We start from the raw sequence: 24,325 nt of genomic DNA, 5'->3' as shown, positions 1-24,325 counted from the left end.
GACCAGGGCACCGATATTTTTGTAACCTGTTCTAGTTATGAGCGAAGGAAGAGAGGCACCGGTGACGGATGAGCCGCTGGGCAGCCACGTGCTCGAATTGCAGGTGGCCGCGGTCATCGAGGAGACGGCCGACGCGCGCTCCCTGGTGTTCGCGGTGCCTGCCGGTTCCGATGTGCCCGCCGACCGGTTGCGGTACTCCCCCGGCCAGTTCCTGACGCTGCGCGTCCCCAGCGATCGCACGGGTTCGGTGGCCCGCTGCTACTCGCTGTCCAGCTCGCCGATCACCGACGATCAGCTCACGGTCACCGTCAAGCGCACCGTCGACGGGTACGCGTCGAACTGGCTCTGCGACAACGCCCACGCCGGCATGCGGATGCATGTGCTCGCGCCTTCGGGCACCTTCGTGCCTGCGGACCTTGGCGCGGATCTGCTCCTGCTCGCTGCAGGCAGCGGCATCACTCCGATGATGGCGATCTGCAAGTCGGCACTGGCCGAAGGCACCGGCAAAGTGGTGCTGATCTATGCCAACCGCGACGAGAACTCGATCATCTTCGCCGCCACCTTGCGGGAGCTGGCCGCCAAGTACCCCGACCGGCTCACCGTCGTGCACTGGCTGGAATCCGTGCAGGGATTGCCGAGCGCGGCCGCGCTGAGCGGTCTGGCAGCCCCCTTCACCGGCAGCGACGCCTTCATCTGCGGGCCGGGACCGTTCATGTCCGCCGCCGAGGAGGCCCTGCGCCAGGCCGGCGTCCCCGACGAGCGCATCCACATCGAGGTGTTCAAATCGCTGGACTCCGATCCGTTCGCCCGCGTGGTCGTCACCGAAGATGACAGCGACCAGGGGCCCGCCACCGCGATCGTGACACTCGACGGCACGACACACGAAATCCGTTGGCCGCGTTCGGCGAAACTGCTCGACGTGCTGCTGGACAAGGGCCTCGACGCGCCGTTCTCCTGCCGTGAGGGACACTGCGGTGCGTGCGCGGTGCTCAAGAAATCCGGTGACGTCGAGATGGAGGTCAACGATGTGCTGGAGCCATCCGATCTCGAAGAAGGCCTGATCCTCGGATGCCAGGCCACGCCGGTGTCCGATTCGGTCGAAGTCACATACGACGAGTAGCGAGCGGATACCTTTCTTGACGATGACCATGAACAGGCTCACCGCAGCGAGTGCGGCCACCGTGCTGACCGCGGCGGCACTGGCATTTCCGGCGTCGGCCACGGCGGCGTCGAACTCGGCCGTCACCTCCATCCCCAGCCCACAGGGCGACATCGAGATGCACGTCACCGCCAACTGCGCGGGCACGGTGTGCACGTTCAGCACGCAGGCCAACTTGCTGACGCCCGACGGGCCCATCGGCTTCCCCGGCGACGCGTGGGCACGCCAGACCATCACGCTGCGCAGCACGGACCGCAACGTCTGGCAGGAGGCGTCGTACAGCGCACCGGCCGGCGCACCGCGAGTGGTCAAGGGCGCCAACAACGACAACGTGCTGTCCAAGCAGCTCAAGTCGATCAACAACGCCGAGATCTCGGTGACCACGTTCGGCGGCGGCCCGATCGAGCGCTTCCGGGTCGACGGCGAGTCGACACCTACCGACTGGGCCACCGGCCAGCCGAACACCAAGGCGTCCTTCATCGCGTGCTCGGACATCCAGGTGGTCTTCGGCGGCGTCAACCTCTCGACCCCGACCGCCTGCGCGCAGACCGGTTTCTGACGCCTACCGCGGCAGCCCCAGCAGCCGCTCACCGGCCAGGGTCAGCAGGATCTGTTCGGTACCACCGGCGATGGTCAGGCAGCGGGTGTTGAGGAAGTCGTGCACCTCGCGGTTGATCACCGCGCCGCCGCCGTCGGACAGTTCCATCCGGAACTCGGCCAGCGCCTGCCGGTAGCGCACCCCGATGAGCTTGCGGGCACTGGCCTGCGGGCCCGGGTCCTGCCCGCCGACGGCCAGCACGGCGATGCGCTGATCCAGCAGTGAACCCACCTGGGCCGCCACGATCAACCCACCAAGGCGGTCCTCGTCGGCCGGGTCGACTTCCACGCTGTCGAGTGCCCGCAGCAGCTCCTCCATCGGATTGCCCAGCGCCGTACCGCCCGCCATGGCGACACGCTCGTTGGCCAGCGTCGTACGGGCCAGCCGCCAGCCGTCGTTGACGGTCCCGACCACCATCTCGTCGGGTACGAACACGTCGTCGAAGAACACCTCGTTGAACAGTTCGTCGCCGGTGATCTCCCGCAGCGGTCGGATCACGATGCCGGGCGAGCGCATGTCCACCAGGAAATAGGTGATGCCTTTGTGTTTCGGAGCGTCGGAGTCCGTTCTGGCCAGGCAGACACCCCAGTGCGCCTTCTGTGCCGCCGAGGTCCACACCTTCTGGCCGGTGAGCTTCCACCCCGGCTCGCCGTTGGGCCCTTCTGCGCGAACGGCTTTGGTGCGCAACGCCGCCAGATCCGAACCGGCGCCCGGCTCGGAGAACAACTGACACCACGTCAGCTCACCGCGCAGCGTCGGCGGAACGAACTGCTCGATCTGCGCCGGGCTGCCGTGCTCGAGGATCGTCGGCACCGCCCACCACCCGATCACCAGGTCGGGACGCTCGACCGCCGCGGCGGCCAGCTCCTGGTCGATCAGCAGCTGCTCGGCCGGAGATGCGTTGCGGCCGTAGGGGCGTGGCCAATGCGGTGCGAGCAGCCCGGAGTCGGCCAGCGCGGCCTGCCGCTGTTCGACGGGCAGGGCCGCCACCTCGGCGACCGCGGCCGCGATCTCCGGTCGCAGATCGGCCACCGAGTCCAGATCGATGCGCAGCTCACGCCGGATCCCCTGCCGGGTCAACGCGCCGACCCGACGCAGCCAGCGGCGGTGCCCACCCAGGGCGTGCGATATGCCGTAGGCGCGACGCAGGTACAGGTGTGCGTCGTGTTCCCAGGTGATGCCGATGCCACCCAGCACCTGGATGCAGTCCTTGGCGTTGGCCACCGCGGCGTCGATGCCCGCCGTCGCGGCGACCGCGGCAGCGATGGAGAGCTGCCGCTCATCGTTCTCGGTGGTGGCCGCGGCGGCGTCGGCGGCCGCCACGGCAGCCTGCTCGGAGCGCAGCAGCATCTCGGCGCACATGTGCTTGATGGCCTGGAAGCTGCCGATCGGCTTTCCGAACTGCTCACGCACCTTGGCGTATTCGGTCGCGGTCTGCAGCGCCCAGCGGGCCAACCCGGCGGCCTCGGCGGCCAGCACGGTCGCGGCGAGGTCCTCGAAGCGCCGGCGCGATACCGCAAGCACCTCGGCGGGTGCGGAGTCCAGCACCACGCGCGCCAGAGGCATCGAGAAGTCGGTGGCCGTCGCCGGTTGCATCGTCACACCCGCGGCGGTGGCATCGATCAGCACCACCTGCTCGCCCGCCGACAGCACCACCAGCCCGGCGCTGTCGGCGCCGAGCACGTAGTCGGCCGTGCCCGACACGCGGTCGCCGTCGACACGCACGTCGGCCGTCAGCGCGACGCCCGCGGTGCGCTCACCGGACATCAGAGCCGCAAGGACCGACGCGTCGGTGACGAGCAGGGTTACCAGCGCCGTGGTTGCTACGGGCCCGGGCACGAGGGCCGCAGCGGCCTCGTCGAGCATCGCGCACAGGTCCTCGACGCCGCTGCCGGCTCCGCCGTACTCTTCGGGCACGGCGACGCCGAAGACCCCTAGTTCGGCGAACCGCCGATACGGCGCGCGCCACGCGCCCCGGTCGTGTTCCCCGTCACGCACAGCGGCGATCGCGCCGGACGTCGCGGCCCAGCTTCGAACCAGGTCGCGGGCGGCAAACTGCTCGGAGGTGTCCGTCGACGACGACAGCACAGGCACGGTCGGCTCCTACCGGTAGTGCGAGAAGTCCACGCTTCCCACTAGAACGTGTTCTAATAGTGACAGTGTTCGACCGTCAAGTCGACCGGCATTGCAGCAGGACACGTCGATGTCCAACGGACAAAGACGTGAGAAAAAGGAGACCGGCGTGCGTATCGTTTCCGATGAAGTACGCGGTACGAAGGAGTCGCCAACACCATGTCCGGCTTATCTCAGCCAGCACGCAACGAGCAGTCCGCCGGGGCGGACTCGCGCCCGCGTGAGGTCATGACCGTGGCGGTCCTCGCCGAGTCCGAACTGGGCTCCGAAGCACAGCGGGAGCGCCGCAAGCGCATTCTCGACGCCACCCTGGCCATCGCGTCCAAGGGTGGCTACGAGGCCGTCCAGATGCGGGCGGTCGCCGAACGCGCCGACGTCGCGGTCGGCACGCTGTACCGCTACTTCCCGTCGAAGGTCCATCTGCTGGTCTCCGCGCTGGGCCGCGAGTTCGAGCGCATCGACGCCAAGACCGACCGCGCCGCGCTGTCAGGCGGCACCCCGTATCAGCGGCTGAACTTCATGGTCGGCAAGCTGAACCGGGCCATGCAGCGCAATCCACTGCTCACCGAGGCCATGACCAGGGCATTCGTCTTCGCCGACGCGTCGGCCGCCGGCGAGGTGGACCACGTGGGCAAGCTCATGGACTCGATGTTCGCGCGCGCGATGAGCGACGGCGAACCGACCGAGGACCAATACCACATCGCCCGCGTGATCTCCGACGTGTGGCTGTCCAACCTGCTGGCCTGGCTGACCCGGCGGGCCTCGGCGACCGACGTCGGCAAGCGACTGGACCTCGCGGTGCGACTGCTGATCGGTGACGGGGACCAACCTAAGATCTGACGGGTGAGCGCGTTACCGGCCGACCTGGAGCAAGCACTCGCGGCCGCGGCTCGCGCCGACCGGCTGCTGATCACATCCGATTTCGACGGCACGCTCTCACCCATCGTCAACAACCCGGCCGACGCGCGCCCACTGCCCGACGCCGCGGCCATGCTCGTCGCGCTCGCCGAACTGCCCGGCACAGCCACGGCACTGATCTCCGGCCGGGCGCTGAGCGTGCTGCGCGAGCTGTCGGGGATGCCCGCGACCGTTCACATGATCGGCAGCCACGGCGCCGAGTTCGACACCGGTTTCGCCCATCGGATCGACACGGAACTGCTGGCCACCATCACCGCCGAGCTGCGGGCGATCGCCGCCGACCGGCCCGGGGTCGCCGTGGAGACCAAACCCGCAAGTGTCGCCCTGCACGTCCGCAACGCCGGGCCGGCCGACGCCGAAGCCGCCCTGGCCCAGGCCCGCACGGCGGCGAAAGCATGGGCGGCCGAGCTGACCGAAGGCAAGGCCGTGCTCGAATTCGCGGTGATCTCAACCGACAAGGGCGAGGCGATCGACATCCTGCGCAAGGAGTTCGACGCGTCGACGGTGGTGTACTTCGGCGACGACGTCACCGACGAGAAGGCGTTCCGCCGCCTCGGCACCGGCGACATCGGGGTCAAGGTGGGCCCCGGCGGCACCCTGGCCGGCTACCGCGTGCAGCAGCCGGAAGACGTTGCCGCAGCGCTGAAATATCTGCTCGACGCGCGTCGCGCCTAAGCGGGCGGGCCCGAGGTACGGCCGCGCACCACCTCGGTGTCGAGCACGTCGATCACCGGGAGTCCCGAGCGCGGCGGGTTGTGCAGCAACTGGCCCGCGCGACGCCCCTTCTCCACACTGGACTGCACGACCGTGGTCAGGCCGCGGCGCACCGCGTCGGGAATGCCGTCGAACCCGGTGACCGTCATCTGCCCCGGCACGTAAATGCCATGGGAGCGTAGGTAATCCATCGCCGACAGGGCCAGCACGTCGGCCGTGCACATCAGTGCGGTGATCACCGGATTGGCCGCCAGCGCCACCTCAGCCGCCAAGCCACCCGAGGTCGGCAGGTGCTCGTAGCTCTCCACCACCGTCAACGATTCGGGGTTCAGCCCCGCGGCGCTCATCGCGTCGTACACCCCGTGGATCCGCTCACGCTGAACGTGAAAGTGCGGGCTCTGCACCCGATCCGGCTGCGCCACTGCCGGTTTGCCGCTCGGGTGCGGCCAGTCGCGCCCCAATCGCATGGTGAGCAGACCGATGTCGCGGTGGCCGAGGTCCAGGACGTGCTCGGCCAACCGGCGCATGGAACCCCGATCGTCGATGCCGACGCGGGACACCCCGGGCTCATCCTTGGGCTGATCGACCACCACCATCGGCAGATGCCGCTGCTCCACCACGGGCAGATACGGATCGTCGTCGGAGGCCGAGTACACCACGAAGCCGTCGACGCCCGCGGAAAGCACCGCGGCTGAACCCTCTTCGAAGCTGCGATTCGGCCCGACCGCGACCAGCAACAGACCCTGCCCGGCCGCCTCACACGACTCGGCCAGTCCGGCAACGAAATCGAGCGCGGCCGGATCCCTGAACGAGTAATTGAGCGGTTCGGTGATCACCAGGCCGACCGCACCGGCCTTGCGGGTGCGCAGCGAGCGGGCCACCGGGTCGGGCCCGGCGTAGCCGAGCCGCTTGGCCGCATCGAAGATGCGCTCCCGCAGGTCCGCCGACAACTGATCCGGACGGTTGTAGGCGTTGGAGATCGTGGTGCGAGAAACGTTGAGCTCCGCGGCCAGTGAGGCCAGGGTCGCCCGCCGCGGCGGATGGGGGCTCCTTGGCATGCTTTCTGAGGCTAGCCGATCAGTGCGCCAGTCTCGCGTGCGGCACGCGCCGCCAGCCATACGGCCAGCCAGAAGACGCACGCGATGGTCACGATGAGGAAGCTCGGCGGCATGTTGAACACCGCCGACACCGCCAGTCCGACCCACACCGACACCAAGCTGATCCCGGTCGAGATCGCCATGGCCAGCAATGGTCTGGCGGTCAGCATGATCGCCGTCGCCGCCGGGGTGACGACGAGCGCGAACAACAGCAACGTGCCGACGGCTTGCACCGCCATGGTGACCGCGACTCCCAGCAGCGCCATGAACACGATCGACAACGCTTTCACCGGAACCCCTTTGGCCTCGGCGACCGGCGCGTTGACCGACGCGAACAGCAGCGGCCGGTAGATGAACCCCATGGTGGCGGCCAGCACGGCGAGCAGCACGGTGAAGGTAGACAGCTGCTCACCGGTGATCGCCAGCAGGTTGCCGAACAGCACATTGGTCATGGTCGACGAATTCTTGGTGGCCAGTGAATTGAAGAAGAGCCCGAAGCCGGTGGCCAGGGCCAGCACTGTGCCGGTGGCGACCTCTCGGTCGCCCGCGCGTTTCCCGAGCGCACCGATGACCAGCGCCCCGCCGATACAGAACACCCCGAGCCCGAAGCCGACCGGCAGCCCCAGCAGAAACGCCCCGGTGGCTCCGGGCAACCCGATGTGGGCCAGCGCATGCGCGGCGAACGCGGTGTTGCGCACGATGATGAAGTAGCCGATCAGCCCGGCGGCCAACGCCACCAGGGTGCCGCCGATCAGGGCATTGCGCATGAACGCCGACGTGAGGATCTGCCACCAGTTCTGCTGGTAGCCCATCGCGACAATGGTCACTACCCGCTCCTCATGTACATCTTGCCCTGCAGCGTGTTGGCCACCTGAACCTTCGTGCCGTAGAGGTGGGTCAGCAGGTCGGCATCGACCACCTCGTCGATCGCAGCGTAGTGAGCATGCCCGTCGAGCAGGTAGATGGCACTGCCCAGAACCTCCAACAGCGGGTTGAGATCATGGGCGACGACCAGAATCGTGACACCGAGCTCGGCGTTCAACCGGGCCAGCAGGCGCACGATCTCATGCTGGTTGCGCAGGTCGAGCGCGGCCAGCGGTTCGTCGAGGATCAGCATCTTCGGATGGCCCACGAGGGCGTTGGCCAGCGCGATGCGCTGGCGCTGCCCACCGGAGAGCTGCGACAAGCGTCGGTCGCCGAACTCGGTCGCCTCTACCCAGTCGAGCGCCTCGTCGACCCGGGCTCGGTCGGCCCGGGTGGTGCGACGCAGTCCCCAGCGCCGACCGGTGAGTCCCAGCGTCACCGCATCGCGGGCACGGACCGCCTCACCTGCCCCGGCGACGTAGTCCTGCGGGACGTACCCGATCAGATCGTTGTTCTCCCCGGGTCTGCCGCCCAGGACCCGCACCGATCCCGATGCCATCGGCAGCAGACCCAGCACGACCTGCAGCATGGTCGACTTGCCGGAGCCGTTCGATCCGATCAGCGCGACGATGCCGCCCCCCGGGATCGTGAAGGTGCCTTCCGACCAGATCAGCCGTCCGCCGCGCACCACGCTGACATCGTCGAAGACCAGTGCGGGTTCATCGTTATGACTGGACACCAAGTGCCTTGGCCAGTGCGGTGAGTTGGTCCACCTGCCAAGCCTCGAACGTCTTCGCTCCCGGCGCCACCGTTTCGGTGACTTCGACCACCGGAACCCCGGCTTTCTCCGCGGCGGCACGGATCTGCTCCGGGACCGAACCCTCGGTCTGGGTGTTGCAGATGAGCACATCCACACCCTTACCACCGAGCAGCCGCAGGAACGCGTCCAGATCGGCCGGCGAGGGGTCACTCTCGTTCGACGTCGCCGCCTGGTAGCCCGCGGGAGTGCGGTCGCTCAGGCCCACCGCGGCCGCCATGTCGTCGAAGACGGTTTCGGTGGCCGCGTAGGTCTTGCCCGCAGCCTTGGCCTTGATGGTGTCGATCAGCTGGTTGTATGGCTTCATCTCATCGGTGAACGCCGCGCGCCTGCCTGCGAAGTAGTCCTTGGCCTGCGGGGCGATATCACCGAGCTTGGCGTTGACGGCGTCTGCCAGGGCGGTCACCGTGGCCGGCCGGTACCAGGCGTGCGGGTTGGTGCCGCCGCCCTGGGCTTTGTCGAGATCCAGCGCGTTGATGACGGGCGCGCCCGATGCCGAGTTCGCGGCGAGCTTGGCCGCCCACTCGTCGTAGTGGCCGCCGTTGATGACCACCAGTTGAGCGCCTGCGAACTTGGCCGCATCCGACGGGGACGGCTCGTAGTCGTGCGGGTCGACCGACGAGCTGGCCAGCACCGTGGTGACCTTTGCGCATGCCCCACCCAGGTCGGAGACGATGTCGCCCCACTGGTCGACGCTGACCACGACGTTGATCGGCGTGGCCGGGCAGTCCCCCGCGGCGTGGTCGTTCGGAGCGGTCTTCTCCGAGCCGCACGCGGCGAGGGCGAAGGGGACGGCGAGCACCAGGCCGGCGGCGAGGGTGCGGAGCTTGAGGTTCACGGACCGAGTCACGGCGATAACGATAACCGTTTGCATTAAACGATGCACACCGGGGAGCGTCACGCACCGAGGTGACGCCCGGCCAGGAAATCGTGTTCATCGGGGTCCGGATCGACCGCGACGGGCTCGAGGCGCCGCTTCGCGACGCCCTGCTGACCGACGACGAGCTGGCCTGCGGAGAACAGGCGTGGCTGCGGTACCCCGATCCGCTACCGGCGTGGAGCGTCACGCATGTGCACGCCCCATAGGCTCGGTGCGTGCCCGAGCATGCGTTCAGCCCGCCCGAACGGAAAGCCGTCTACCGCGCTATCGCCGAGCGCCGCGACATGCGCCGGTTCACGCCGGACAGCGCTGTGACCGACGATGTCCTCGCCAGGCTGCTGCAGGCCGCACACGCCGCACCCAGCGTCGGCCTCATGCAGCCGTGGCGGTTCATCCGGATCACCGAGAACGCGTTGCGGCACAAGATCCACGCGCTGGTCGACGAGGAACGCGTACGGACCGCCGACGCACTCGGGCCTCGCGCCGCGGAGTTCCTCGCACTGAAGGTGGAAGGCATCCTGGACTGCGCCGAACTATTCGTGATCGCGCTGGCCGACGACCGCGAGCGCCACGTGTTCGGACGACGCACCATGCCGCACATGGACCTGGCCTCGGTGTCGTGCGCCATCCAGAACATGTGGCTGGCCGCGCGCGCCGAAGGGCTCGGCATGGGCTGGGTGTCGATCTTCGAGCCGGTGCCGCTGGCCCGATTGCTCGGCATGCCCGACGGCGCCGAGCCCATCGCGATCCTGTGCCTCGGACCGGTGCCGGACTTCCCGGAGCGGCCGATGCTGGAGATCGAGCACTGGACGACGGCCCGCCCGCTGCCGGAATTCGTCTCGGAGAACAGCTGGCTCACCGAGACCTCGTTCTAGGCTGAAGCGGTGAGCCCGACCGTCGACCTCAACGCCGACCTGGGCGAGGGCTTCGCGGTGTGGCAACTCGGCGACGACGAAGCCATGCTCGAGGTCGTCACGAGCGCCAACCTGGCCTGCGGCTTCCACGCCGGTGATCCGGCGCTGCTGCTGCGCGCGTGCCGCGCGGCCGCCGAGGCCGGCGTGCGGGTCGGAGCGCAGGTGAGCTACCGCGACCTGGCCGGGTTCGGCAGACGGTTCATCGACGTCACCGCCGAGGACCTGACGGCCGACGTGATCTATCAGATCGGGGCGTTACAGGCCATCGCGCACGCGGCGGGCACCACGGTGAGCTACGTCAAACCCCATGGCGCTCTGTACAACACCATCGTGCACCACACCGATCAGGCGGCGGCCGTCGCGGCGGCCGTGCACGCCGTCGACCCGACGCTGCCGGTGCTCGGCCTGTCCGGATCGGAATTCTTCGCGGCGGCGACGCGACTCGGCCTGCGGACCGTCGCCGAGGCGTTCGCCGACCGGGCCTACCAGCCCGACGGCACGCTGGTGTCCCGTCGGGAGCCGGGCGCGGTGCTGCACGACCCCGCGCAGATCGCCGAGCGCGTGTTCACGATGGTCAACGCAGACGAAGTGCAGGCCGTGGACGGATCGACCATCCCCGTCACCGTGGAATCCGTTTGCGTCCACGGTGATTCGCCGGGTGCCGTGCAGATCGCCCACGCCGTGCGGGACCGGTTGGCGGGTGCGGGCGTGCAGCTCCGCGCGTTCAGCTGACTTCACAGCCAAGGCTGGCATGATGGCCGCCGTGGCGGTGAAGTCGGAGGCGGCGCGAAAGCGCTTGGGATCCATGCCCATCCTCGTCATCGGCATCATCGCCCTGGCCCTGCTGGGCGGACCGGCGCGAGATTTCGTCGAACGCAGCCCGAAGGTGGCGACGGCCGCTACGGTGTTCTGCGGCGTGTTCGTGCAGGCGCTGCCCTTCCTCGCGCTCGGTGTCGTGATCAGCGGGCTCATCGCGGTTTTCGTCACGCCCGACCGGTTGGCCCGCTGGCTGCCCCGGCGTACCAGTGTGGCGATCCTGGCAGCCGGGGTGGGCGGCGCGGCGCTGCCCGGCTGCGAATGCGGGTCGGTACCGGTGGCACGCAGACTGTTCAGCGACGGCGCCGTCGGAGCGGCCGCGTTGACGTTCATGTTGGCCGCTCCGGCGATCAATCCGGTGGTGCTGGTCGCGACGGCCGTCGCCTTCCCCGGCCACCCCGACATGGTGGTGGCCCGCTGCGGCGCGTCGCTGCTGACGGCACTCGTCATGGGTGCGGCCTGGTCGCGGTTCGGCAAGCCGGAGTGGATCACCAAGCGCCTGCCCAGGACTCACCACGGCAGCGGCTCGAAGTGGGCCGTGTTCATCGAGGCCGCACGCCACGACTTCCTCACCGCATGTTCCTATCTGGTCATCGGCGCGGCCGCCGCAGGCGCGCTGCACGTGCTGGTCCCGGCCTGGGTATACGAGCACCTGGCCGGTCAGCTGGTGCTGGGCGTCATCACCATGGCGTTGCTCGCGGTGGTGCTCGCGTTGTGTTCGGAGGCAGACGCCTTCGTGGCGGCCAGCCTGACCATGCTGCCGTTGCTGCCCCGGCTGGTGTTCCTGGTCGTCGGGCCCGCGGTGGACCTCAAGTTGTTCGCCATGCAGGCCGGGATGTTCGGCCGGCCGTTCGCGGTCCGGTTCGCGCCTGCCACATTCGCGGTGGCTACCCTGGTCGCCACCGGCGTGGGGTTGCTCGTGCTGGGGCCGCAATGACCCGCGAAACCGAAAACGCACTGTTGCTGCTCGTCGGGGTCAGCACCGCGATCATCGTCGCCACCGGGGCCTTCACCCGCTACGTCAAGCCCAGCCTGCTGCCGTACCTGATCGCCACGGCCGTGCTGCTGATCATGCTGGCATTGGCGGCCATCGTGCGCGACATCCGGCACGGCCCCACCGACGACCATGACCATGAGCACGCCCACTCCAGCGGCACGGCTTGGCTGCTGCTCATCCCGATCGCCCTGCTGGCCTTCGTGGTACCGCCCGCGATCCGGCCGGACGCGGCGTCGGTCACCCCGGTGTCCACCGATGTGCTCCGGCGCCCCTTCCCGGCACTGCCCGCCGGAACCCCGGAACTTTCGCTGCCCGACGTGCTGATCCGCATCGCCCAGGACACCGCGGGCACGCTCGACAACCGCACCATCAAGGTCACCGGCTTCACCATGCGCGACGGCGACCACACCTATCTGGCCCGGATCGTCATCATCTGCTGTGCGGCGGATGCGCAACTGGCCCGCATCGGTCTCACCGGACCTGCCGCCGCCGACCTGGCCGGCTACCCGGAGAACACCTGGATCACGGTCGAAGGCAGTGTGCCTGCGGGACAGAATGATTCGAGCCGACGCGCGATCCCGAACCTGACCGTGCTCACTGCGGCGCGCACCGACCCGCCGCCACACCAGTACGCCTACTGACCGAGTGCGCAGTCACCGCAGTAGGAACCGCCAGGCACGCGGTAGAACAGGCAGCAGCTCCGACGCCGCGGCCCCGTCATCGTGCCTGCCAGCCCGCCGGTGCTCAGCAGCGCGCGGGTGAGCGTCGTCACCGACGGCCGCAAGTCGGGACGGCCGCCGACCAGCGCACGTGCCGCCCCGACCAGAGCCGCGGCCGCGTTGCCGTAGAGCAGGCCGGCCGCGATCTTGACCCGAAGGCCCGCGGCCAGCAGGTCCAGATGCTCCTCCACGACAACGCGATAGAGCAGCTCGGGCAACGCCTCGAGTTCGCCGACGGATCGCCCGTCGCCGACGGGTAGTCGCAGCGCCGTGCCAGAGTGAAAGCGTTGCAGCCCAGCCAGATCCGGCACGACGTCACATCCCGCCACGCACGCCAGCACTGGTGACCAGAGCCGGGAGGCATGGCTGAACTGGATCATCGATGCCGCAATCCGCAGTTCCGTCGTTCCATATCCCGCTGCGGTCTTTTCGATCAGGTCGGCGCATCCGTCGTCGTAGCACTGCCGGACCGGGAGCCAGCCGTCGGCGTCGCCACCCACGGTGATCGCGAAAAATCCACCGTACGATTGCGATTCGGCCAGCGCCGCGGATATGTCCATCGGCCTCGATGGTGTCACATCAGCGTGGGGCCGCCGCAGGCAACAGCGCCATCTCGCGCGCGTTCTTGATCGCCGCGGCGACCTGTCGCTGCTGTTGCGGCGTCAGACCTGTCACGCGGCGCGACCGGATCTTGCCGCGTTCGCTGATGAAGGTGCGGAGCAGCTGGACGTCTTTGTAGTCGACGCGCGTGACGCCGAGCGCATGCAGCTGATTACGCCTGGGCTTCTTGAGATCCGTTGCAGGCGGTCGCTTCTTGGTGTTCTTCCCGGATTTTGCGGCCATCACCAGCTCGACTTCCGTACGCCGGGCAACTCGCCGCGGTGCGCGAGTTCTCTGACCCGCACCCGGGACAGGCCGAACTTGCGCAGATGCCCGCGCGGCCTGCCGTCGACAGCGTCGCGGTTGCGCAGCCGAACCGGGCTGGAGTCGCGTGGCAGGCGTTGCAGCGCGGAGACCGCGGCGGCGCGCGCATCCCGCGAGCTGGCCGGATCGCGGATGATCTCCTTGAGCTCGGCCCGGCGTTCGGCGTAGCGCTCCACGAGCTTTCGGCGCTGCTCGTTCTTGGCGATCTTGGATGCCTTGGCCATCAGCGTTCCTCCCGGAAGTCGACGTGCCTGCGGATCACCGGGTCGTACTTGCGCAGCACGATCCGGTCGGGGTCGTTGCGGCGGTTCTTGCGGGTGACGTACGTGTAGCCGGTTCCCGCGGTGGATCTCAGTTTCACGATCGGTCGAATGTCGGTGCGCGCCATCAGATTTTCTCTCCCCGGCTGCGGATCTGGGCCACCACGGCTTCGATGCCGTCGCGGTCGATCACCTTGATGCCCTTGGCACTGACCCGCAGCCGGATCCGGCGGCCCTCCGAAGGCAGGTAGTAGGTCTTGTTCTGGATGTTCGGGTTCCACCGCCTGCGACTGCGGCGGTGCGAGTGCGACACGGTGTTACCGAAGCCGGGCGAGCGCCCGGTGACTTGGCAGTGGGCCGACATGAGCCTCCTTGATCGTGGGGTAACCTGGCTTAAGCATAATGACAATCGTTTTCAATAGCGAATCAGGAGCTGCATGCGAACCCCCGTGGTACTCGTCGCCGGGCAAGGCGGCACCGATGACGTCGTCGCGGAACTGAGCCGCAGTCCCGGCACCGTGGTGGTCCGGCACACCTTCGACGGACAGGTGGTGCTGCGCCAGGTCAGCACCCCAACCGGAGCATCGGACTGGGCACTGGAACTCGCGCACGGCTGCGTGACCTGCACGGTGCGCGACGATCTGCTGGTGCTGCTGCGCCGCCTGCACCGGCGCGGCGACGTCCAGCGCATCGTCGTGCAGTTGATGGCCTGGCTGGAACCCGAACCGGTGTGCTGGGCGATCGAGCACATCCGCGTGCACGTCGGCCCCGGCTACATCGACGGACCCGCGGCCCGCGACGTCTACGTCGACGGCGTCGTCGGATGCCTCGACACCGCCGTCTGGCTGCAGCAGGCCGTCGGCGAGGTGGAGCTCGACGACGGGCGCACGGCCGCGCAGGTCGTCGTCGGCCAGGCCGAGTTCGCCGACGTGCTGGTGCTGACCGAACCCGAGGCGACGACACTGGCGGTGCTGCGCAGGCTCACGCCGCTTGCCCGCATCACCGTCGGCCCCGAGCGCATCGAACTGGCGCTGGCGCATCTGGAGCCGGACAGCCGGCGCGGCCGGGCCATCGCCCCGCACGACCCGCTGCTCGCCGGCGAACCGCCGCTGGACCGCGACGGCGAAGTCGGCATCGTCGAGTTCACCGCGCGACGGCCGTTCCACCCGGTGCGCCTGCACGCCGCGCTGGACCTGTTGCTCGACGGTGTGGTGCGCACGCGCGGCCGCGCCTGGCTCGCGAACCGCCCGGGCGAGGTCATGTACATCGAATCCGCCGGCGGCGGGCTGCGGTTCAGCAACGCCGGAAAATGGCTCGCAGCAATGGATTCCAGCGAGCGCTGCTACGTCGACCCGCAGCGACGAGCACTGGCGGCAGTCCTGTGGGACCAGCTGTTCGGCGACCGGCACATCTCGCTGGCGGTGCTGGTGTGCGGCGCGGCGCCCGAGGACATCCTCGACGCCCTGCGCGGCGCCCTGCTCACCGACGCCGAACTCACCCAGCCCGAGGACTGGGCCGACTACCCAGACCCGTTCGGCGACTGGCACGAGGAGCCGTGCCAGCCACCCATCGAGGAAACCGTCCGACCCGGACACGACGAAGGAGAAGCACGATGAAAGCCGACATCCACCCCGACTACCACCCGGTGGTCTTTCAAGACGCCGCGACCGGCACGCGCGGTTCTTGACCCGGTCCACCGCCACCAGCGAGCGGACCGTCGAGTGGACCACGCCGGAGGGCACCCGGACCTACCCGCTGATCGTGGTCGACGTCAGCTCGGACTCGCATCCGTTCTGGACCGGCTCGCAACGCCACATCGATTCGGCCGGCCAGCTGGAGAAGTTCCGCCGCCGCTACGGTTAGCGGTCCCCATAGGGTGGGACCATGCGGCTCAAGCCCGGCAGGCCCGACCTGGCCGATTACGCGCGGTTTTTCGACGCCCCACCGGCCACGCCGCAGTCCCCGCTGCGGGTCACCTGGGCCGGGGTCACGACGCTGCTGGTCCAGGACGGGTCGTCGGCCGTGTTGACCGACGGGTTCTTCTCCCGCCCGCCGCTGTTGACCGTCGGCCTGCGCCGGCTCGAACCATCCCTGCCACGTATCGACGGCTGCCTGGCCCGGCTCGGCGTCAACCGGCTCGACGCGGTGCTGCCCGTGCACACCCATTTCGACCACGCCATGGATTCCGCGGTGGTGGCCGACCGCACCGGCGCCACCCTGGTCGGCGGATCCTCAGCAGCGCAGATCGGCCACGGGCACGGGCTGCCTCCCGATCGGGTCGTCACCGCCACCCCGGGCCGGCCGCTGCCGCTCGGCGCATTCGACGTCACCCTGTTCGAATCCGAACACTGCCCACCCGACCGGTTCCCCGGCACCATCACCGAGCCGGTCGTACCCCCGGTGAAAGCATCGGCCTACAAATGCGGCGAGGCCTGGTCGGTACTGCTGCGGCACCGCGCCACCGATCGCCGGATGCTGATCGTCGGCAGCGCAGGCGCCATACCCGGGGCGCTGGCCGGGCAACGCGCCGACGTCGTCTACCTCGGTATCGGGCAACTCGGGCTGCAACCCGAGCGGTACCTGCTGGACTATTGGGCCGAGACCGTACAGGCTGTCGGCGCCCGTCGGGTGGTGCTGATCCACTGGGACGATTTCTTCCGGCCCCTGCACAAACCGTTGCGGGCGTTGCCGTATGCCGGTGACGATCTGGACGTCTCGATGCGTGTGCTGGCCCGGCTGGCCGCCCGCGACGCCGTCCGCCTGCACCTGCCGACGCTGTGGGAGCCTGCAGACCCGTGGGCCTAGTACTGGTGCTGCTGGCCGTCGTGCTGGTGTTCGCCCTCGCGAAGCCGGAAGGCTGGCCCGAGGCTGCCGTGGCGGTTCCGGCCGCCGGGCTGCTGATCGCGGTCGGCGTCATCTCGCCGCACGACGCCCTGGCCGAGGTGAACCGGCTCCTGCCCGTGGTCGGCTTTCTTGCCGCCGTGCTGGTACTGGCACATCTGTGCGACGACGAAGGCCTGTTCCACGCGGCAGGCACCCTCATGGCCCGCGCGAGCAGAGGCGATCCACGCCGCCTGCTCACCCGCGTGTTTCTCATAGGCGCCACCACCACAGCAGTGCTGAGCCTCGACGCGACCGTCGTGCTGCTCACCCCAGTGGTGCTGACCACGGCCCGCACGCTGGACATCACGCCGCGCCCGCACGCGTACGCCACGGCACACCTGGCCAACACCGCGTCGCTGGTGTTTCCGGTGTCCAACCTGACCAACCTGCTGGCCTTCGCCGTGGCGGGACTGTCCTTCACACAGTTCAGCGCCGTCATGGCAGCGCCGTGGCTGGCCGGTATCGCCGTCGAATTCGTCGTGTTGCGTTGGCTTTTCCGTCACGAGCTGAGCCGCCCGGCCGCCGAGGTGACGCCCCCACCACCCGAAGTTCCGGTGTTCGTGCTCGCGGTGCTGGGCTTGACGCTGGCGGGTTTCGTGGTCACCTCGTTGGTCGACCTGTCCCCGGCCTGGGCCGCGCTGACCGGCGCGCTCGTGCTCGGCGTCCGCAGCCTGGCCCGGCGACGCAGCACGGTGAGCAGTATCGCCCGCGCTGTCAACGTTCCGTTCCTCGCGTTCGTGCTGTGCCTCGGTGTGGTCGTCGACGCCGTCGTCCACAACGGTCTCGGCGACATCATGGCCGGACTGCTGCCCGTCGGCGACTCGCTTCCCGCGCTGCTGGGCTTCGCGGCGGTGGCGGCGATACTGGCGAATCTGGTCAACAATCTGCCCGCCGTACTGGTGCTGCTGCCACTGGTGGCGGCATCGGGGCCCGCCGCGGTGCTGGCCGTGCTGATCGGCGTCAACGTCGGGCCGAACCTCAGCTATGTCGGATCCCTGTCGAACCTGCTGTGGCGCAATGTGGTGCATCAATACGGCCTGACCGCCCGGTTCCGTGAGTTCAGCCGGGTCGGCTTGTGCACGGTGCCGCTGACACTGGTGGCCGCCGTGCTCGGACTGTGGGTCGGGCTGCGCGTCGTCGGGCTCTGAGCGACACCGTTCACCTGCACGTTCGGCGCTGTTCGCGTTGACCCGGTAGCACGGCAGGGGTGAGCGACAACGTCGGCGTCAGCCGCCGCAAACTTCTGCTGGTGGGTGGCACCACCGCACTGCTGGGCGCCGGGGCGGGCGGCGCGGCCACCGAACTGCTGCGGCCCAAGGCCACCGGCCCGGACTTGTGGCCGCGCACGGACCGCAACGGCGCACCGCCGGTGTCCGGGGTGCACCTGCAGTTCGGCGCCGACGCCGCGAACGAGGTGGCCGTGTCATGGCACACGACCGCCGCGGTGAACAATCCCCGGGTCACGTTCGGCACACCCGCGGGTGGCCTCGGGGAAACCGTCGCCGCCGACACCGTCACCTACCGAGATGCGCAGTCCGGCACCGAAGTCCGGGTGCACCATGCGCGGCTGACGGGGTTGCTGCCCGACACCGATTACGTCTATGCCGCCGTTCATGACGGCGCAAGCCCTGAACTGGGTAGCGTGCACACCGCGCCGCGGGGCCGAGCTGCGTTGCGTTTCACGAGCTTCGGTGATCAGTCCACCCCGACGCTGGACGCGATGGTGGCCAACGCGTTCGGCAGCGACAACCGTGGTTCACCTGCCGCGGGCGACATCACCGCGGCCGTCGAACAGACCGCGCCACTGTTCAACCTCGTCAACGGTGACCTGTGCTACGCCAACCTCTCCGGCAACCGGATCCGTACCTGGTCGGACTGGTTCGACAACAACTCCCGCTCGGCTCGACACCGGCCGTGGATGCCCGCGGCGGGCAACCACGAGAACGAGCTGGGCAATGGCCCGATCGGGTTCGGCGCCTACCAAACCTATTTCGCGCTGCCCGATTCCGGCTCCGACGCCGAGCTGCGTGGCCTGTGGTACGCGTTCACCGCGGGCGCGGTGCGGGTGATCAGTCTGAACAACGACGACGTGTGCTATCAGGACGGCGGCAACTCCTACGTGCACGGCTATTCCGGTGGCGCCCAGAGGCGTTGGCTCGAAGGAGAATTGGAGCGCACCAGTACCGATCCCGCCATCGACTGGGTGGTGGTGTGCATGCACCAGACCGCCGTGTCGACCGGCCACAAGACCAACGGCGCCGATCTGGGCATCAGGCAGAATTGGCTGCCTCTGTTCGACCGCTACGGCGTGGATCTGGTGGTGTGCGGGCACGAACACCACTACGAACGGACGCATCCGATCCGCGGCACCCTGCCGACCGACACCCTGACCCCGGCGGTATCCGACCACGGCACAGTGCATCTGGTGATCGGCGGGGGCGGCACCTCGATACCGTCCAACCGGATGCTCTTCGACGAACCCCGCTGCCAGGTGCTCATGGGCGTCGACGGGGTCGACCCCGCGCTGAAGAAACGGACACCGCGCTATGTCGAGGAACCGGCGGCGTGGTCGGCGTTCCGGGACCGTGACAACCCGTACGGGTTTGTCATGTTCGACGTCGACCCGGGCCGTCCGGGTGGCGAAACCTCAATCGAGGCAACGTATTTCGCAATAACCGGCCCGCTGGGCACGATGACCCCGGTGGACCGGTTCAGCCTGCGCAAACCGCGCCGGGCCTGACGGAATCAGCCGCGGCGCTGGCGGGCGATCTCGGCCAGCACCACACCGGCGGCCACCGAAGCGTTCAGCGATTCCGTCGGGCCGGCCATCGGGATCGACACCACCGCATCACAGGTCTCCCGCACCAACCGGGACAGACCCTTACCTTCGGAGCCCACCACCACGACCATCGGCCCGGTGCCGTCCAGTTGGTCCAGCGTGGTGTCGCCACCGGCATCCAGACCCACCACCTGCAGGCCGGCATCGGCCCAACTCGTGAGGGTGCGAGTGAGATTCGTGGCCCTGGCCACCTTGAGCCGGGCCGCCGCACCGGCGCTGGTCCGCCAGGCCACCGCCGTCACCGACGCCGAGCGCCGCTGCGGAATCACCACACCGTGGCCTCCGAACGCGGACACCGATCGCACGATCGCGCCGAGGTTGCGCGGGTCGGAGATGTTGTCCAGCGCCACCAGCAGGGCGGGCGAGCCCTCGTCCTTGGCCGTTGCCAGCAGATCGTCGGGATGCGCGTAGAGGTACGGCGGCACCTGCAGGGCCAGACCCTGGTGCAGCCCATTGGAACTCATCCGGTCCAGGTCGGTGCGCGGCACCTCAAGGATCGAGATACCGCGGTCGGCGGCGATCTGCACCGACTCGGTCAGCCGCTCGTCGGCCTCGGTGCCCAGCGCGATGAACAGTGCCGTGGCAGGGACTTTCGCGCGCAGGCATTCCACGACCGGGTTGCGGCCGAGCACCAATTCGGTGTCATCGGTCTTCTTGTGCCTGCCCTGCTGCTGGCGGGCCACCTTCGCGGCCTTCTTGGCGGCCGGATGGTTGGGCCGCATATGGGCGGGCGGCGTCGCCCCGCGGCCCTCGAGGCCGCGCCTGCGCACGCCGCCGGACCCGACGGTCGGGCCCTTCTTGGTGCCTGCCTTGCGGATGGCCCCGCGCCGCTGTGAATTGCCCGCCACTATTCGCCCCGTCGCTTCGCTCGCCCCGCCATTTACTTCGTCCCATTCAACAAGGACCACTGGGGTCCGTCGGCGGTATCGGTGACCTCGATACCGGCCTCCTTCAACCGATCCCGGATCGCGTCGGCGGCGGCCCAGTCCCGCCGTTCACGCGCCTCGGTCCGGCTCGTCAAAGCCCACTGCACCAGAACGTCGACGGCGGCCAGCGCGGCCGACGTCTCGTCGCGCGACTCCCAGCGTTCGTCGAGCGGGTCGCAACCGAGGATGCCCGTCATCGCCCGGATGGACCGGGCCTGGGCCATCGCACCGTCGTGGTCGCCGGTGTCCAGCGCCCGGTTGCCCTCGGCGCGCGCGGCGTGCACCTCGGCGAGCGCGATCGGCACCGAAAGGTCGTCGTCGAGCGCGGCGGCGAATTTCGGCGTCCACTCGCCGACGGTCACCTCACCGACCCGGTTGTGCACGCGGTGCAGGAAATCCTCGATGCCGCAGTAGGCCTTAACCGCGTCCTGCAGCGCCGTCTCGGAGAATTCGAGCATGGACCGGTAGTGCGCGCTACCCAGGTAGTAACGCAGCTCGGCGGCCCGAACCCGTTGCAGCACAGCGGGAATCGACAGGACGTTGCCGAGCGACTTGCTCATCTTCTCGCCGCCCATGGTGACCCAGCCGTTGTGCAGCCAGTACCGCGCGAAACCGTCACCAGCGGCGTTGGCCTGCGCGATCTCGTTCTCGTGGTGCGGGAACACCAGATCCATGCCGCCGGCGTGGATGTCGAACTCGGCGCCGAGATAGGCCTCGCACATCGCGACGCACTCGGTGTGCCAGCCGGGGCGGCCCCGCCCGAACGGGGTCGGCCAGGACGGCTCACCGGGTTTGGCACCCTTCCACAACGTGAAGTCACGCTGATCGCGCTTGCCGGTGGCGGCCCCCTCACCCTGATGGACGTCGTCGATGCGGTGGCCGGACAGCTTGCCGTAGTCCGGCAGGCTCAGCACGTCGAAATACACGTCGCCGTCGGCGGCATAGGCGTGGCCCTTGTCGACCAACCGCTCGATGAGTTCGACCATCTGCGTGATGTGTCCGGTGGCCCGCGGCTCGGCCGACGGCGGCAGCACCCCCAGCGCGTCGTAGGCGGCGGCGAAGGCCCGCTCGAACGTCGCGGCCCATTCCCACCACGGCCGGCCTGCGTCGGCGGCCTTGTTGAGGATCTTGTCGTCGATGTCGGTGACGTTGCGGATGAAGGCGACGTCGTAGCCGTTGGCGGTCAGCCAGCGGCGCAGCACGTCGAAGGCGACGCCGCTGCGGACGTGCCCGATGTGCGGCAGGCCCTGCACCGTGGCACCGCACAGGTAGATGGAGGCGTGCCCTGGGCGCAACGGCACGAAATCACGTACGGCACCAGCCATGGTGTCGTACAGCCGCAGTCCGGCACGATCAGTCACGACCGGCCAGCTTACCGGCCTAATCGGCCTTGACCACCAACGCGGTGGCAATGGCCGCCAATCCCTCGCCGCGGCCGGTCAGTCCGAGACCGTCGGTGGTTGTCGCCGAGACCGACACCGGTGCCCCCACCAGCTCTCCCAGCAGGCGCTGAGCCTCGTCGCGGCGAGGCCCGATCTTGGGCCGGTTGCCGATGACCTGGACGGCCGCATTGCCCACCGTGAACCCGGCCTCGGCCAGCAAACCGCGAACGTGCCGAAGCATGTCCGCGCCGCTGACACCGCGCCACTGCGGTTGGTCGGTGCCGAATACACCGCCGATATCGCCGAGACCGGCGGCGCTCAGCAGCGCGTCACACAACGCGTGTGCCGCGACGTCGCCGTCGGAGTGCCCGGCGCAGCCGTCGGCGCCGTCGAAAAGCAGCCCCAGCAGCCAGCAGGGCCGTCCGGACTCGACAGGATGCACGTCGGTACCCAGACCGATCCGTGGAATCGTCACGAGGCGCCCGACCCGCCGCGCGCCAGCGCGGCCTCGGCGAGCAGCAGATCCATGGGAGTGGTGATCTTGAATGCCATCGGGTCGCCATCGACGACCTGTACTGGCGTACCGCTCTGCTCGACGAGCGAGGCGTCGTCGGTGACCACCCCGGACCCCGCACGCTGATACGCGCGCCGCAGCACGTCGACATGGAAGCCCTGAGGTGTCTGGACGGCTCGCAGCCCGGCCCGTTCCGGCGTCCCGAGCACCGCACCGTTGGCGTCGACCGCCTTGATGGTGTCGGCCAGCGGCAGGCCCGGGACGACGGCACTGTGCCCAGCCTCGAGAGCCCGCACGACACGGACGATCAGCGCAGCCGGAGTCAGCGCCCTGGCCGCGTCATGGACCAATACGAATTCCGCGTCACCCACCGCCTGCAGGGCCAGCCGGACCGACTCGGTACGGTCGGCACCGCCCGCCACGATCTCGGCCGCTGCACCGAAGATCAGCTTGGCCTCATCGGTCAGCGCGGGCGGCACCGCGACAACGACAGCGTCGATGACCCCCGACGCACGCAAACCGTCGAGAGCGTGTTCCAGCAGCGGCCTACCGGCCAATTTCACGAAGGCTTTCGGCCTACCCGCACCCAGCCGCTCACCCGAGCCGGCGGCCGGGACGACCGCTACCGTTGTCACTACGCGTCAGGACGCGGCGGCCAGAACCTCGTCGAGCATGGTCTCGGCCTTGGCGTCGTCGGTGTTCTCCGCCAACGCGAGTTCGCCGACCAGGATCTGCCGGGCCTTGGCCAGCATCCGCTTCTCGCCCGCGGACAGGCCGCGTTCCTGATCCCGGCGCCACAGGTCGCGGACGACCTCGGCAACCTTGTTGACATCCCCCGAAGCAAGCTTCTCCAGATTGGCCTTGTAGCGGCGCGACCAGTTGGTCGGCTCCTCGGTGTGCGGCGCACGCAGCACCTGGAACACCTTGTCAAGGCCTTCCTGCCCGACTACGTCACGCACGCCGACGTACTCGGCATTTTCTGCAGGTACTCGAACGGTCAGGTCCCCCTGGGCGACCTTCAGGACGAGATATTCTTTCTGCTCGCCTTTGATGGTTCGGGTTTCGATCGCCTCGATCAACGCAGCACCGTGGTGTGGATAGACAACGGTGTCTCCGACCTTAAAAATCATCTGATTCGAGCCCCTTTCGCCCCCCTATCCTAACACGGGCCTTGCTTACACGCCGATCAACAGTGCAGGTCAGGGGCACCGCAGGTGAAGAGTAGGGGTTGACAGGGTGACGAAATCGTGCAACCAAACAGCCGCTGCCACACCCGATTCGGCCGATCTCAACCCTCGCCGTTCCGCCCGCAACCCCGACCTACTACTCTGCATAGTCGAAGTAGGGCGACCCAATTCAGGAGGCTTGAGTGAACCGCTTCACATTGCGCGCCTCGGTCGGCATGGCCGCGTGCGGCCTGGCCGCCGCAGTCGCACTCACCGGATGTGGCGCCGGCCAGGTCTCCCAGACGTCCACCCAGGAGCCCGCGGTCAACGGCGTCAACGCCCAGGCCGGACCGGTCTCGCTGCGCAACGTCCACCTGCGGGCCCCGCAGGACACCGACTATGTGCAGCCGGGATCTCCCGCCGAGTTGCTGTTCGTCGCCGCCAACACCTCGGCCGACGTGAACAACAAGCTGAAGTCGATCACCTCCGACATCGGTGACGTGGCGCTGACCGGTGACACCACGGTGCCCGCCAACGGCGTGCTGGTTGTCGGTGAGCCCGACGGGCAGATCGCGCCGCTGGAGAAGGTCGAGGCTGCCGACGCCGTCACCGCCAAGGTGACGCTGACCAAGCAGATCAGCAATGGCCTGCTGTACAACTTCACGTTCAACTTCGAGAACGGCCAGACCACCGTGGCCGTCCCGATCTCGGCGGGCGACGCACCGCGCCGCGACAAGACCGGCGATTCGGACCAGGCCGAGGGCGGCTCCGCCGAATCAGGCGGACACCACTAGGTTTTCGCCGT

Annotated in this window: 28 protein-coding genes and 2 pseudogenes; 15 read left to right on the top strand and 15 right to left on the bottom strand. The window is 68.7% G+C overall.

Going from position 1 to position 24,325, the window contains the following annotated elements:
• Positions 1 to 61 precede the first annotated feature (61 nt).
• A complete protein-coding gene (locus BTO20_RS04370; RefSeq protein WP_087081590.1) occupies positions 62 to 1,120 on the top strand; it encodes a ferredoxin--NADP reductase in 1,059 nt (352 codons plus the stop codon).
• 28 nt (positions 1,121 to 1,148) lie between these two features.
• Entirely contained in the window at positions 1,149 to 1,718 is a 570-nt protein-coding gene (locus tag BTO20_RS04365) for a hypothetical protein (RefSeq protein ID WP_087081592.1), read from the top strand.
• A 3-nt stretch (positions 1,719 to 1,721) separates the two neighbouring features.
• Here the strand turns inward: BTO20_RS04365 and BTO20_RS04360 are convergent, their stop codons facing one another.
• Positions 1,722 to 3,851: an acyl-CoA dehydrogenase gene (locus tag BTO20_RS04360; protein WP_087073694.1), complete on the bottom strand. Its 2,130-nt coding sequence runs from the start codon at positions 3,849 to 3,851 to the stop codon at positions 1,722 to 1,724.
• Between the two features lie 273 nt (positions 3,852 to 4,124).
• Between BTO20_RS04360 and kstR the strand changes: the two genes are divergently transcribed.
• Both kstR and otsB read left to right on the top strand, forming a co-directional pair.
• Positions 4,125 to 4,730: a cholesterol catabolism transcriptional regulator KstR gene (kstR, locus tag BTO20_RS04355; RefSeq protein WP_170064307.1), complete on the top strand. Its 606-nt coding sequence runs from the start codon at positions 4,125 to 4,127 to the stop codon at positions 4,728 to 4,730.
• 3 nt (positions 4,731 to 4,733) lie between these two features.
• Positions 4,734 to 5,483, top strand: a complete 750-nt coding sequence (otsB, locus tag BTO20_RS04350; RefSeq protein ID WP_087073692.1) for a trehalose-phosphatase — start codon at positions 4,734 to 4,736, stop codon at positions 5,481 to 5,483.
• Here otsB and BTO20_RS04345 read toward each other — a convergent pair.
• From BTO20_RS04345 to BTO20_RS04330, 4 genes are read right to left on the bottom strand one after another with little or no spacing between them, the layout of a single operon-like run.
• Complete coding sequence (locus BTO20_RS04345) at positions 5,480 to 6,580, bottom strand: LacI family DNA-binding transcriptional regulator (protein WP_087073690.1); 1,101 nt, start codon at positions 6,578 to 6,580, stop codon at positions 5,480 to 5,482. The two genes, otsB and BTO20_RS04345, sit on opposite strands and share 4 nt — an antisense overlap.
• Before the next feature lie 11 nt (positions 6,581 to 6,591).
• Positions 6,592 to 7,431 carry a metal ABC transporter permease gene (locus BTO20_RS04340; protein WP_087073688.1) on the bottom strand — a complete coding sequence of 280 codons (840 nt, stop codon included), beginning with the start codon at positions 7,429 to 7,431 and terminating at the stop codon, positions 6,592 to 6,594.
• Positions 7,432 to 7,445: 14 nt separating this feature from the next.
• Entirely contained in the window at positions 7,446 to 8,222 is a 777-nt protein-coding gene (locus BTO20_RS04335) for a metal ABC transporter ATP-binding protein (protein ID WP_087073687.1), read from the bottom strand.
• Positions 8,209 to 9,174 carry a metal ABC transporter solute-binding protein, Zn/Mn family gene (locus BTO20_RS04330; RefSeq protein ID WP_087073685.1) on the bottom strand — a complete coding sequence of 322 codons (966 nt, stop codon included), beginning with the start codon at positions 9,172 to 9,174 and terminating at the stop codon, positions 8,209 to 8,211. The genes BTO20_RS04335 and BTO20_RS04330 overlap by 14 nt, the downstream gene beginning before the upstream one ends.
• Before the next feature lie 29 nt (positions 9,175 to 9,203).
• On the opposite strand from BTO20_RS04330, the pseudogene BTO20_RS04325 reads away from it, so the two are divergent.
• The 5 genes and pseudogenes from BTO20_RS04325 to BTO20_RS04305 all read left to right on the top strand — a co-directional run.
• A pseudogene (locus BTO20_RS04325) lies at positions 9,204 to 9,386 on the top strand (GTP-binding protein); the annotation flags it as partial.
• 9 nt (positions 9,387 to 9,395) lie between these two features.
• Positions 9,396 to 10,055 carry a 5,6-dimethylbenzimidazole synthase gene (bluB, locus tag BTO20_RS04320; RefSeq protein WP_087073683.1) on the top strand — a complete coding sequence of 220 codons (660 nt, stop codon included), beginning with the start codon at positions 9,396 to 9,398 and terminating at the stop codon, positions 10,053 to 10,055.
• A gap of 9 nt (positions 10,056 to 10,064) precedes the next feature.
• Positions 10,065 to 10,826: a LamB/YcsF family protein gene (locus BTO20_RS04315; RefSeq protein WP_087073681.1), complete on the top strand. Its 762-nt coding sequence runs from the start codon at positions 10,065 to 10,067 to the stop codon at positions 10,824 to 10,826.
• Positions 10,827 to 10,845: 19 nt separating this feature from the next.
• Positions 10,846 to 11,847 (top strand): permease, encoded by a 1,002-nt coding sequence (locus BTO20_RS04310; RefSeq protein WP_198344252.1) that lies wholly within the window; start codon positions 10,846 to 10,848, stop codon positions 11,845 to 11,847.
• On the top strand, positions 11,844 to 12,548 hold the full coding sequence (locus BTO20_RS04305) for a TIGR03943 family putative permease subunit (protein WP_087073679.1): 705 nt from the start codon (positions 11,844 to 11,846) through the stop codon (positions 12,546 to 12,548). The genes BTO20_RS04310 and BTO20_RS04305 overlap by 4 nt, the downstream gene beginning before the upstream one ends.
• Here BTO20_RS04305 and BTO20_RS04300 read toward each other — a convergent pair.
• Genes BTO20_RS04300 through rpmB form a run of 5 tightly spaced genes read right to left on the bottom strand, consistent with a single transcriptional unit; the run spans position 12,542 to position 14,174 of the window.
• Positions 12,542 to 13,186: a (2Fe-2S)-binding protein gene (locus BTO20_RS04300; protein ID WP_087073677.1), complete on the bottom strand. Its 645-nt coding sequence runs from the start codon at positions 13,184 to 13,186 to the stop codon at positions 12,542 to 12,544. The two genes, BTO20_RS04305 and BTO20_RS04300, sit on opposite strands and share 7 nt — an antisense overlap.
• 19 nt (positions 13,187 to 13,205) lie before the next feature.
• Positions 13,206 to 13,469: a 30S ribosomal protein S18 gene (gene rpsR / locus BTO20_RS04295; RefSeq protein WP_087073675.1), complete on the bottom strand. Its 264-nt coding sequence runs from the start codon at positions 13,467 to 13,469 to the stop codon at positions 13,206 to 13,208.
• Positions 13,469 to 13,774: a 30S ribosomal protein S14 gene (gene rpsN / locus BTO20_RS04290; protein ID WP_087073673.1), complete on the bottom strand. Its 306-nt coding sequence runs from the start codon at positions 13,772 to 13,774 to the stop codon at positions 13,469 to 13,471. The genes rpsR and rpsN overlap by 1 nt, the downstream gene beginning before the upstream one ends.
• Positions 13,774 to 13,938, bottom strand: coding sequence for a 50S ribosomal protein L33 (gene rpmG / locus BTO20_RS04285; RefSeq protein ID WP_018603652.1), 165 nt, complete (start codon positions 13,936 to 13,938; stop codon positions 13,774 to 13,776). The genes rpsN and rpmG overlap by 1 nt, the downstream gene beginning before the upstream one ends.
• Entirely contained in the window at positions 13,938 to 14,174 is a 237-nt protein-coding gene (rpmB, locus tag BTO20_RS04280; protein ID WP_083165817.1) for a 50S ribosomal protein L28, read from the bottom strand. The genes rpmG and rpmB overlap by 1 nt, the downstream gene beginning before the upstream one ends.
• 73 nt (positions 14,175 to 14,247) lie before the next feature.
• Between rpmB and mrf the strand changes: the two genes are divergently transcribed.
• The 5 genes and pseudogenes from mrf to BTO20_RS04255 all read left to right on the top strand — a co-directional run bounded on the left by mrf (position 14,248) and on the right by BTO20_RS04255 (position 19,433).
• Entirely contained in the window at positions 14,248 to 15,426 is a 1,179-nt protein-coding gene (mrf, locus tag BTO20_RS04275) for a ribosome hibernation factor-recruiting GTPase MRF (protein WP_087073671.1), read from the top strand.
• Positions 15,423 to 15,673, top strand: a pseudogene (locus tag BTO20_RS04270) (type B 50S ribosomal protein L31). Before mrf ends, BTO20_RS04270 begins: the two are co-directional and overlap by 4 nt.
• Positions 15,674 to 15,694: 21 nt before the next feature.
• Positions 15,695 to 16,615 carry an MBL fold metallo-hydrolase gene (locus tag BTO20_RS04265; protein WP_087073669.1) on the top strand — a complete coding sequence of 307 codons (921 nt, stop codon included), beginning with the start codon at positions 15,695 to 15,697 and terminating at the stop codon, positions 16,613 to 16,615.
• Complete coding sequence (locus BTO20_RS04260) at positions 16,606 to 17,841, top strand: SLC13 family permease (RefSeq protein ID WP_087073667.1); 1,236 nt, start codon at positions 16,606 to 16,608, stop codon at positions 17,839 to 17,841. The genes BTO20_RS04265 and BTO20_RS04260 overlap by 10 nt, the downstream gene beginning before the upstream one ends.
• 59 nt (positions 17,842 to 17,900) lie before the next feature.
• On the top strand, positions 17,901 to 19,433 hold the full coding sequence (locus BTO20_RS04255) for a purple acid phosphatase family protein (protein ID WP_087073665.1): 1,533 nt from the start codon (positions 17,901 to 17,903) through the stop codon (positions 19,431 to 19,433).
• 5 nt (positions 19,434 to 19,438) lie between these two features.
• Here the strand turns inward: BTO20_RS04255 and rlmB are convergent, their stop codons facing one another.
• The 5 genes from rlmB to carD are packed head-to-tail and all read right to left on the bottom strand — an operon-like array spanning position 19,439 to position 23,484.
• Entirely contained in the window at positions 19,439 to 20,380 is a 942-nt protein-coding gene (gene rlmB, locus BTO20_RS04250) for a 23S rRNA (guanosine(2251)-2'-O)-methyltransferase RlmB (RefSeq protein WP_087073663.1), read from the bottom strand.
• Between the two features lie 32 nt (positions 20,381 to 20,412).
• Positions 20,413 to 21,819, bottom strand: coding sequence for a cysteine--tRNA ligase (cysS, locus tag BTO20_RS04245; protein WP_087073661.1), 1,407 nt, complete (start codon positions 21,817 to 21,819; stop codon positions 20,413 to 20,415).
• A gap of 19 nt (positions 21,820 to 21,838) precedes the next feature.
• Positions 21,839 to 22,315, bottom strand: coding sequence for a 2-C-methyl-D-erythritol 2,4-cyclodiphosphate synthase (gene ispF / locus BTO20_RS04240; RefSeq protein WP_087073659.1), 477 nt, complete (start codon positions 22,313 to 22,315; stop codon positions 21,839 to 21,841).
• Positions 22,312 to 22,989, bottom strand: a complete 678-nt coding sequence (ispD, locus tag BTO20_RS04235; protein WP_087073657.1) for a 2-C-methyl-D-erythritol 4-phosphate cytidylyltransferase — start codon at positions 22,987 to 22,989, stop codon at positions 22,312 to 22,314. The genes ispF and ispD overlap by 4 nt, the downstream gene beginning before the upstream one ends.
• A 6-nt stretch (positions 22,990 to 22,995) precedes the next feature.
• Positions 22,996 to 23,484 (bottom strand): RNA polymerase-binding transcription factor CarD, encoded by a 489-nt coding sequence (gene carD / locus BTO20_RS04230; protein ID WP_029369378.1) that lies wholly within the window; start codon positions 23,482 to 23,484, stop codon positions 22,996 to 22,998.
• A gap of 239 nt (positions 23,485 to 23,723) precedes the next feature.
• Here carD and BTO20_RS04225 point away from each other — a divergent pair, with 239 nt between their 5' ends.
• A complete protein-coding gene (locus BTO20_RS04225; protein WP_087073655.1) occupies positions 23,724 to 24,314 on the top strand; it encodes a hypothetical protein in 591 nt (196 codons plus the stop codon).
• Positions 24,315 to 24,325 lie beyond the last annotated feature (11 nt).

The organism is Mycobacterium dioxanotrophicus (genome assembly GCF_002157835.1).
Classification (GTDB): domain Bacteria; phylum Actinomycetota; class Actinomycetes; order Mycobacteriales; family Mycobacteriaceae; genus Mycobacterium; species Mycobacterium dioxanotrophicus.
The sequence above is the reverse complement of the archived record's forward strand: the minus strand, read 5'-3'. Positions and strand labels throughout refer to the sequence as shown.

Bases quoted from the DNA above. Each gene is read 5' to 3' on its own strand.
- BTO20_RS04365 (WP_087081592.1), top strand. From the start codon at position 1,149: ATGAACAGGCTCACCGCAGCGAGTGCGGCCACCGTGCTGACCGCGGCG.
- BTO20_RS04345 (WP_087073690.1), bottom strand. From the start codon at position 6,580: ATGCCAAGGAGCCCCCATCCGCCGCGGCGGGCGACCCTGGCCTCACTG.
- BTO20_RS04340 (WP_087073688.1), bottom strand. From the start codon at position 7,431: ATGGGCTACCAGCAGAACTGGTGGCAGATCCTCACGTCGGCGTTCATG.
- BTO20_RS04330 (WP_087073685.1), bottom strand. From the start codon at position 9,174: ATGCAAACGGTTATCGTTATCGCCGTGACTCGGTCCGTGAACCTCAAG.
- BTO20_RS04310 (WP_198344252.1), top strand. From the start codon at position 10,846: ATGATGGCCGCCGTGGCGGTGAAGTCGGAGGCGGCGCGAAAGCGCTTG.
- BTO20_RS04305 (WP_087073679.1), top strand. From the start codon at position 11,844: ATGACCCGCGAAACCGAAAACGCACTGTTGCTGCTCGTCGGGGTCAGC.
- BTO20_RS04300 (WP_087073677.1), bottom strand. From the start codon at position 13,186: ATGGACATATCCGCGGCGCTGGCCGAATCGCAATCGTACGGTGGATTT.
- rpsR (WP_087073675.1), bottom strand. From the start codon at position 13,469: ATGGCCGCAAAATCCGGGAAGAACACCAAGAAGCGACCGCCTGCAACG.
- rpsN (WP_087073673.1), bottom strand. From the start codon at position 13,774: ATGGCCAAGGCATCCAAGATCGCCAAGAACGAGCAGCGCCGAAAGCTC.
- rpmG (WP_018603652.1), bottom strand. From the start codon at position 13,938: ATGGCGCGCACCGACATTCGACCGATCGTGAAACTGAGATCCACCGCG.
- rpmB (WP_083165817.1), bottom strand. From the start codon at position 14,174: ATGTCGGCCCACTGCCAAGTCACCGGGCGCTCGCCCGGCTTCGGTAAC.
- mrf (WP_087073671.1), top strand. From the start codon at position 14,248: ATGCGAACCCCCGTGGTACTCGTCGCCGGGCAAGGCGGCACCGATGAC.
- BTO20_RS04265 (WP_087073669.1), top strand. From the start codon at position 15,695: ATGCGGCTCAAGCCCGGCAGGCCCGACCTGGCCGATTACGCGCGGTTT.
- carD (WP_029369378.1), bottom strand. From the start codon at position 23,484: ATGATTTTTAAGGTCGGAGACACCGTTGTCTATCCACACCACGGTGCT.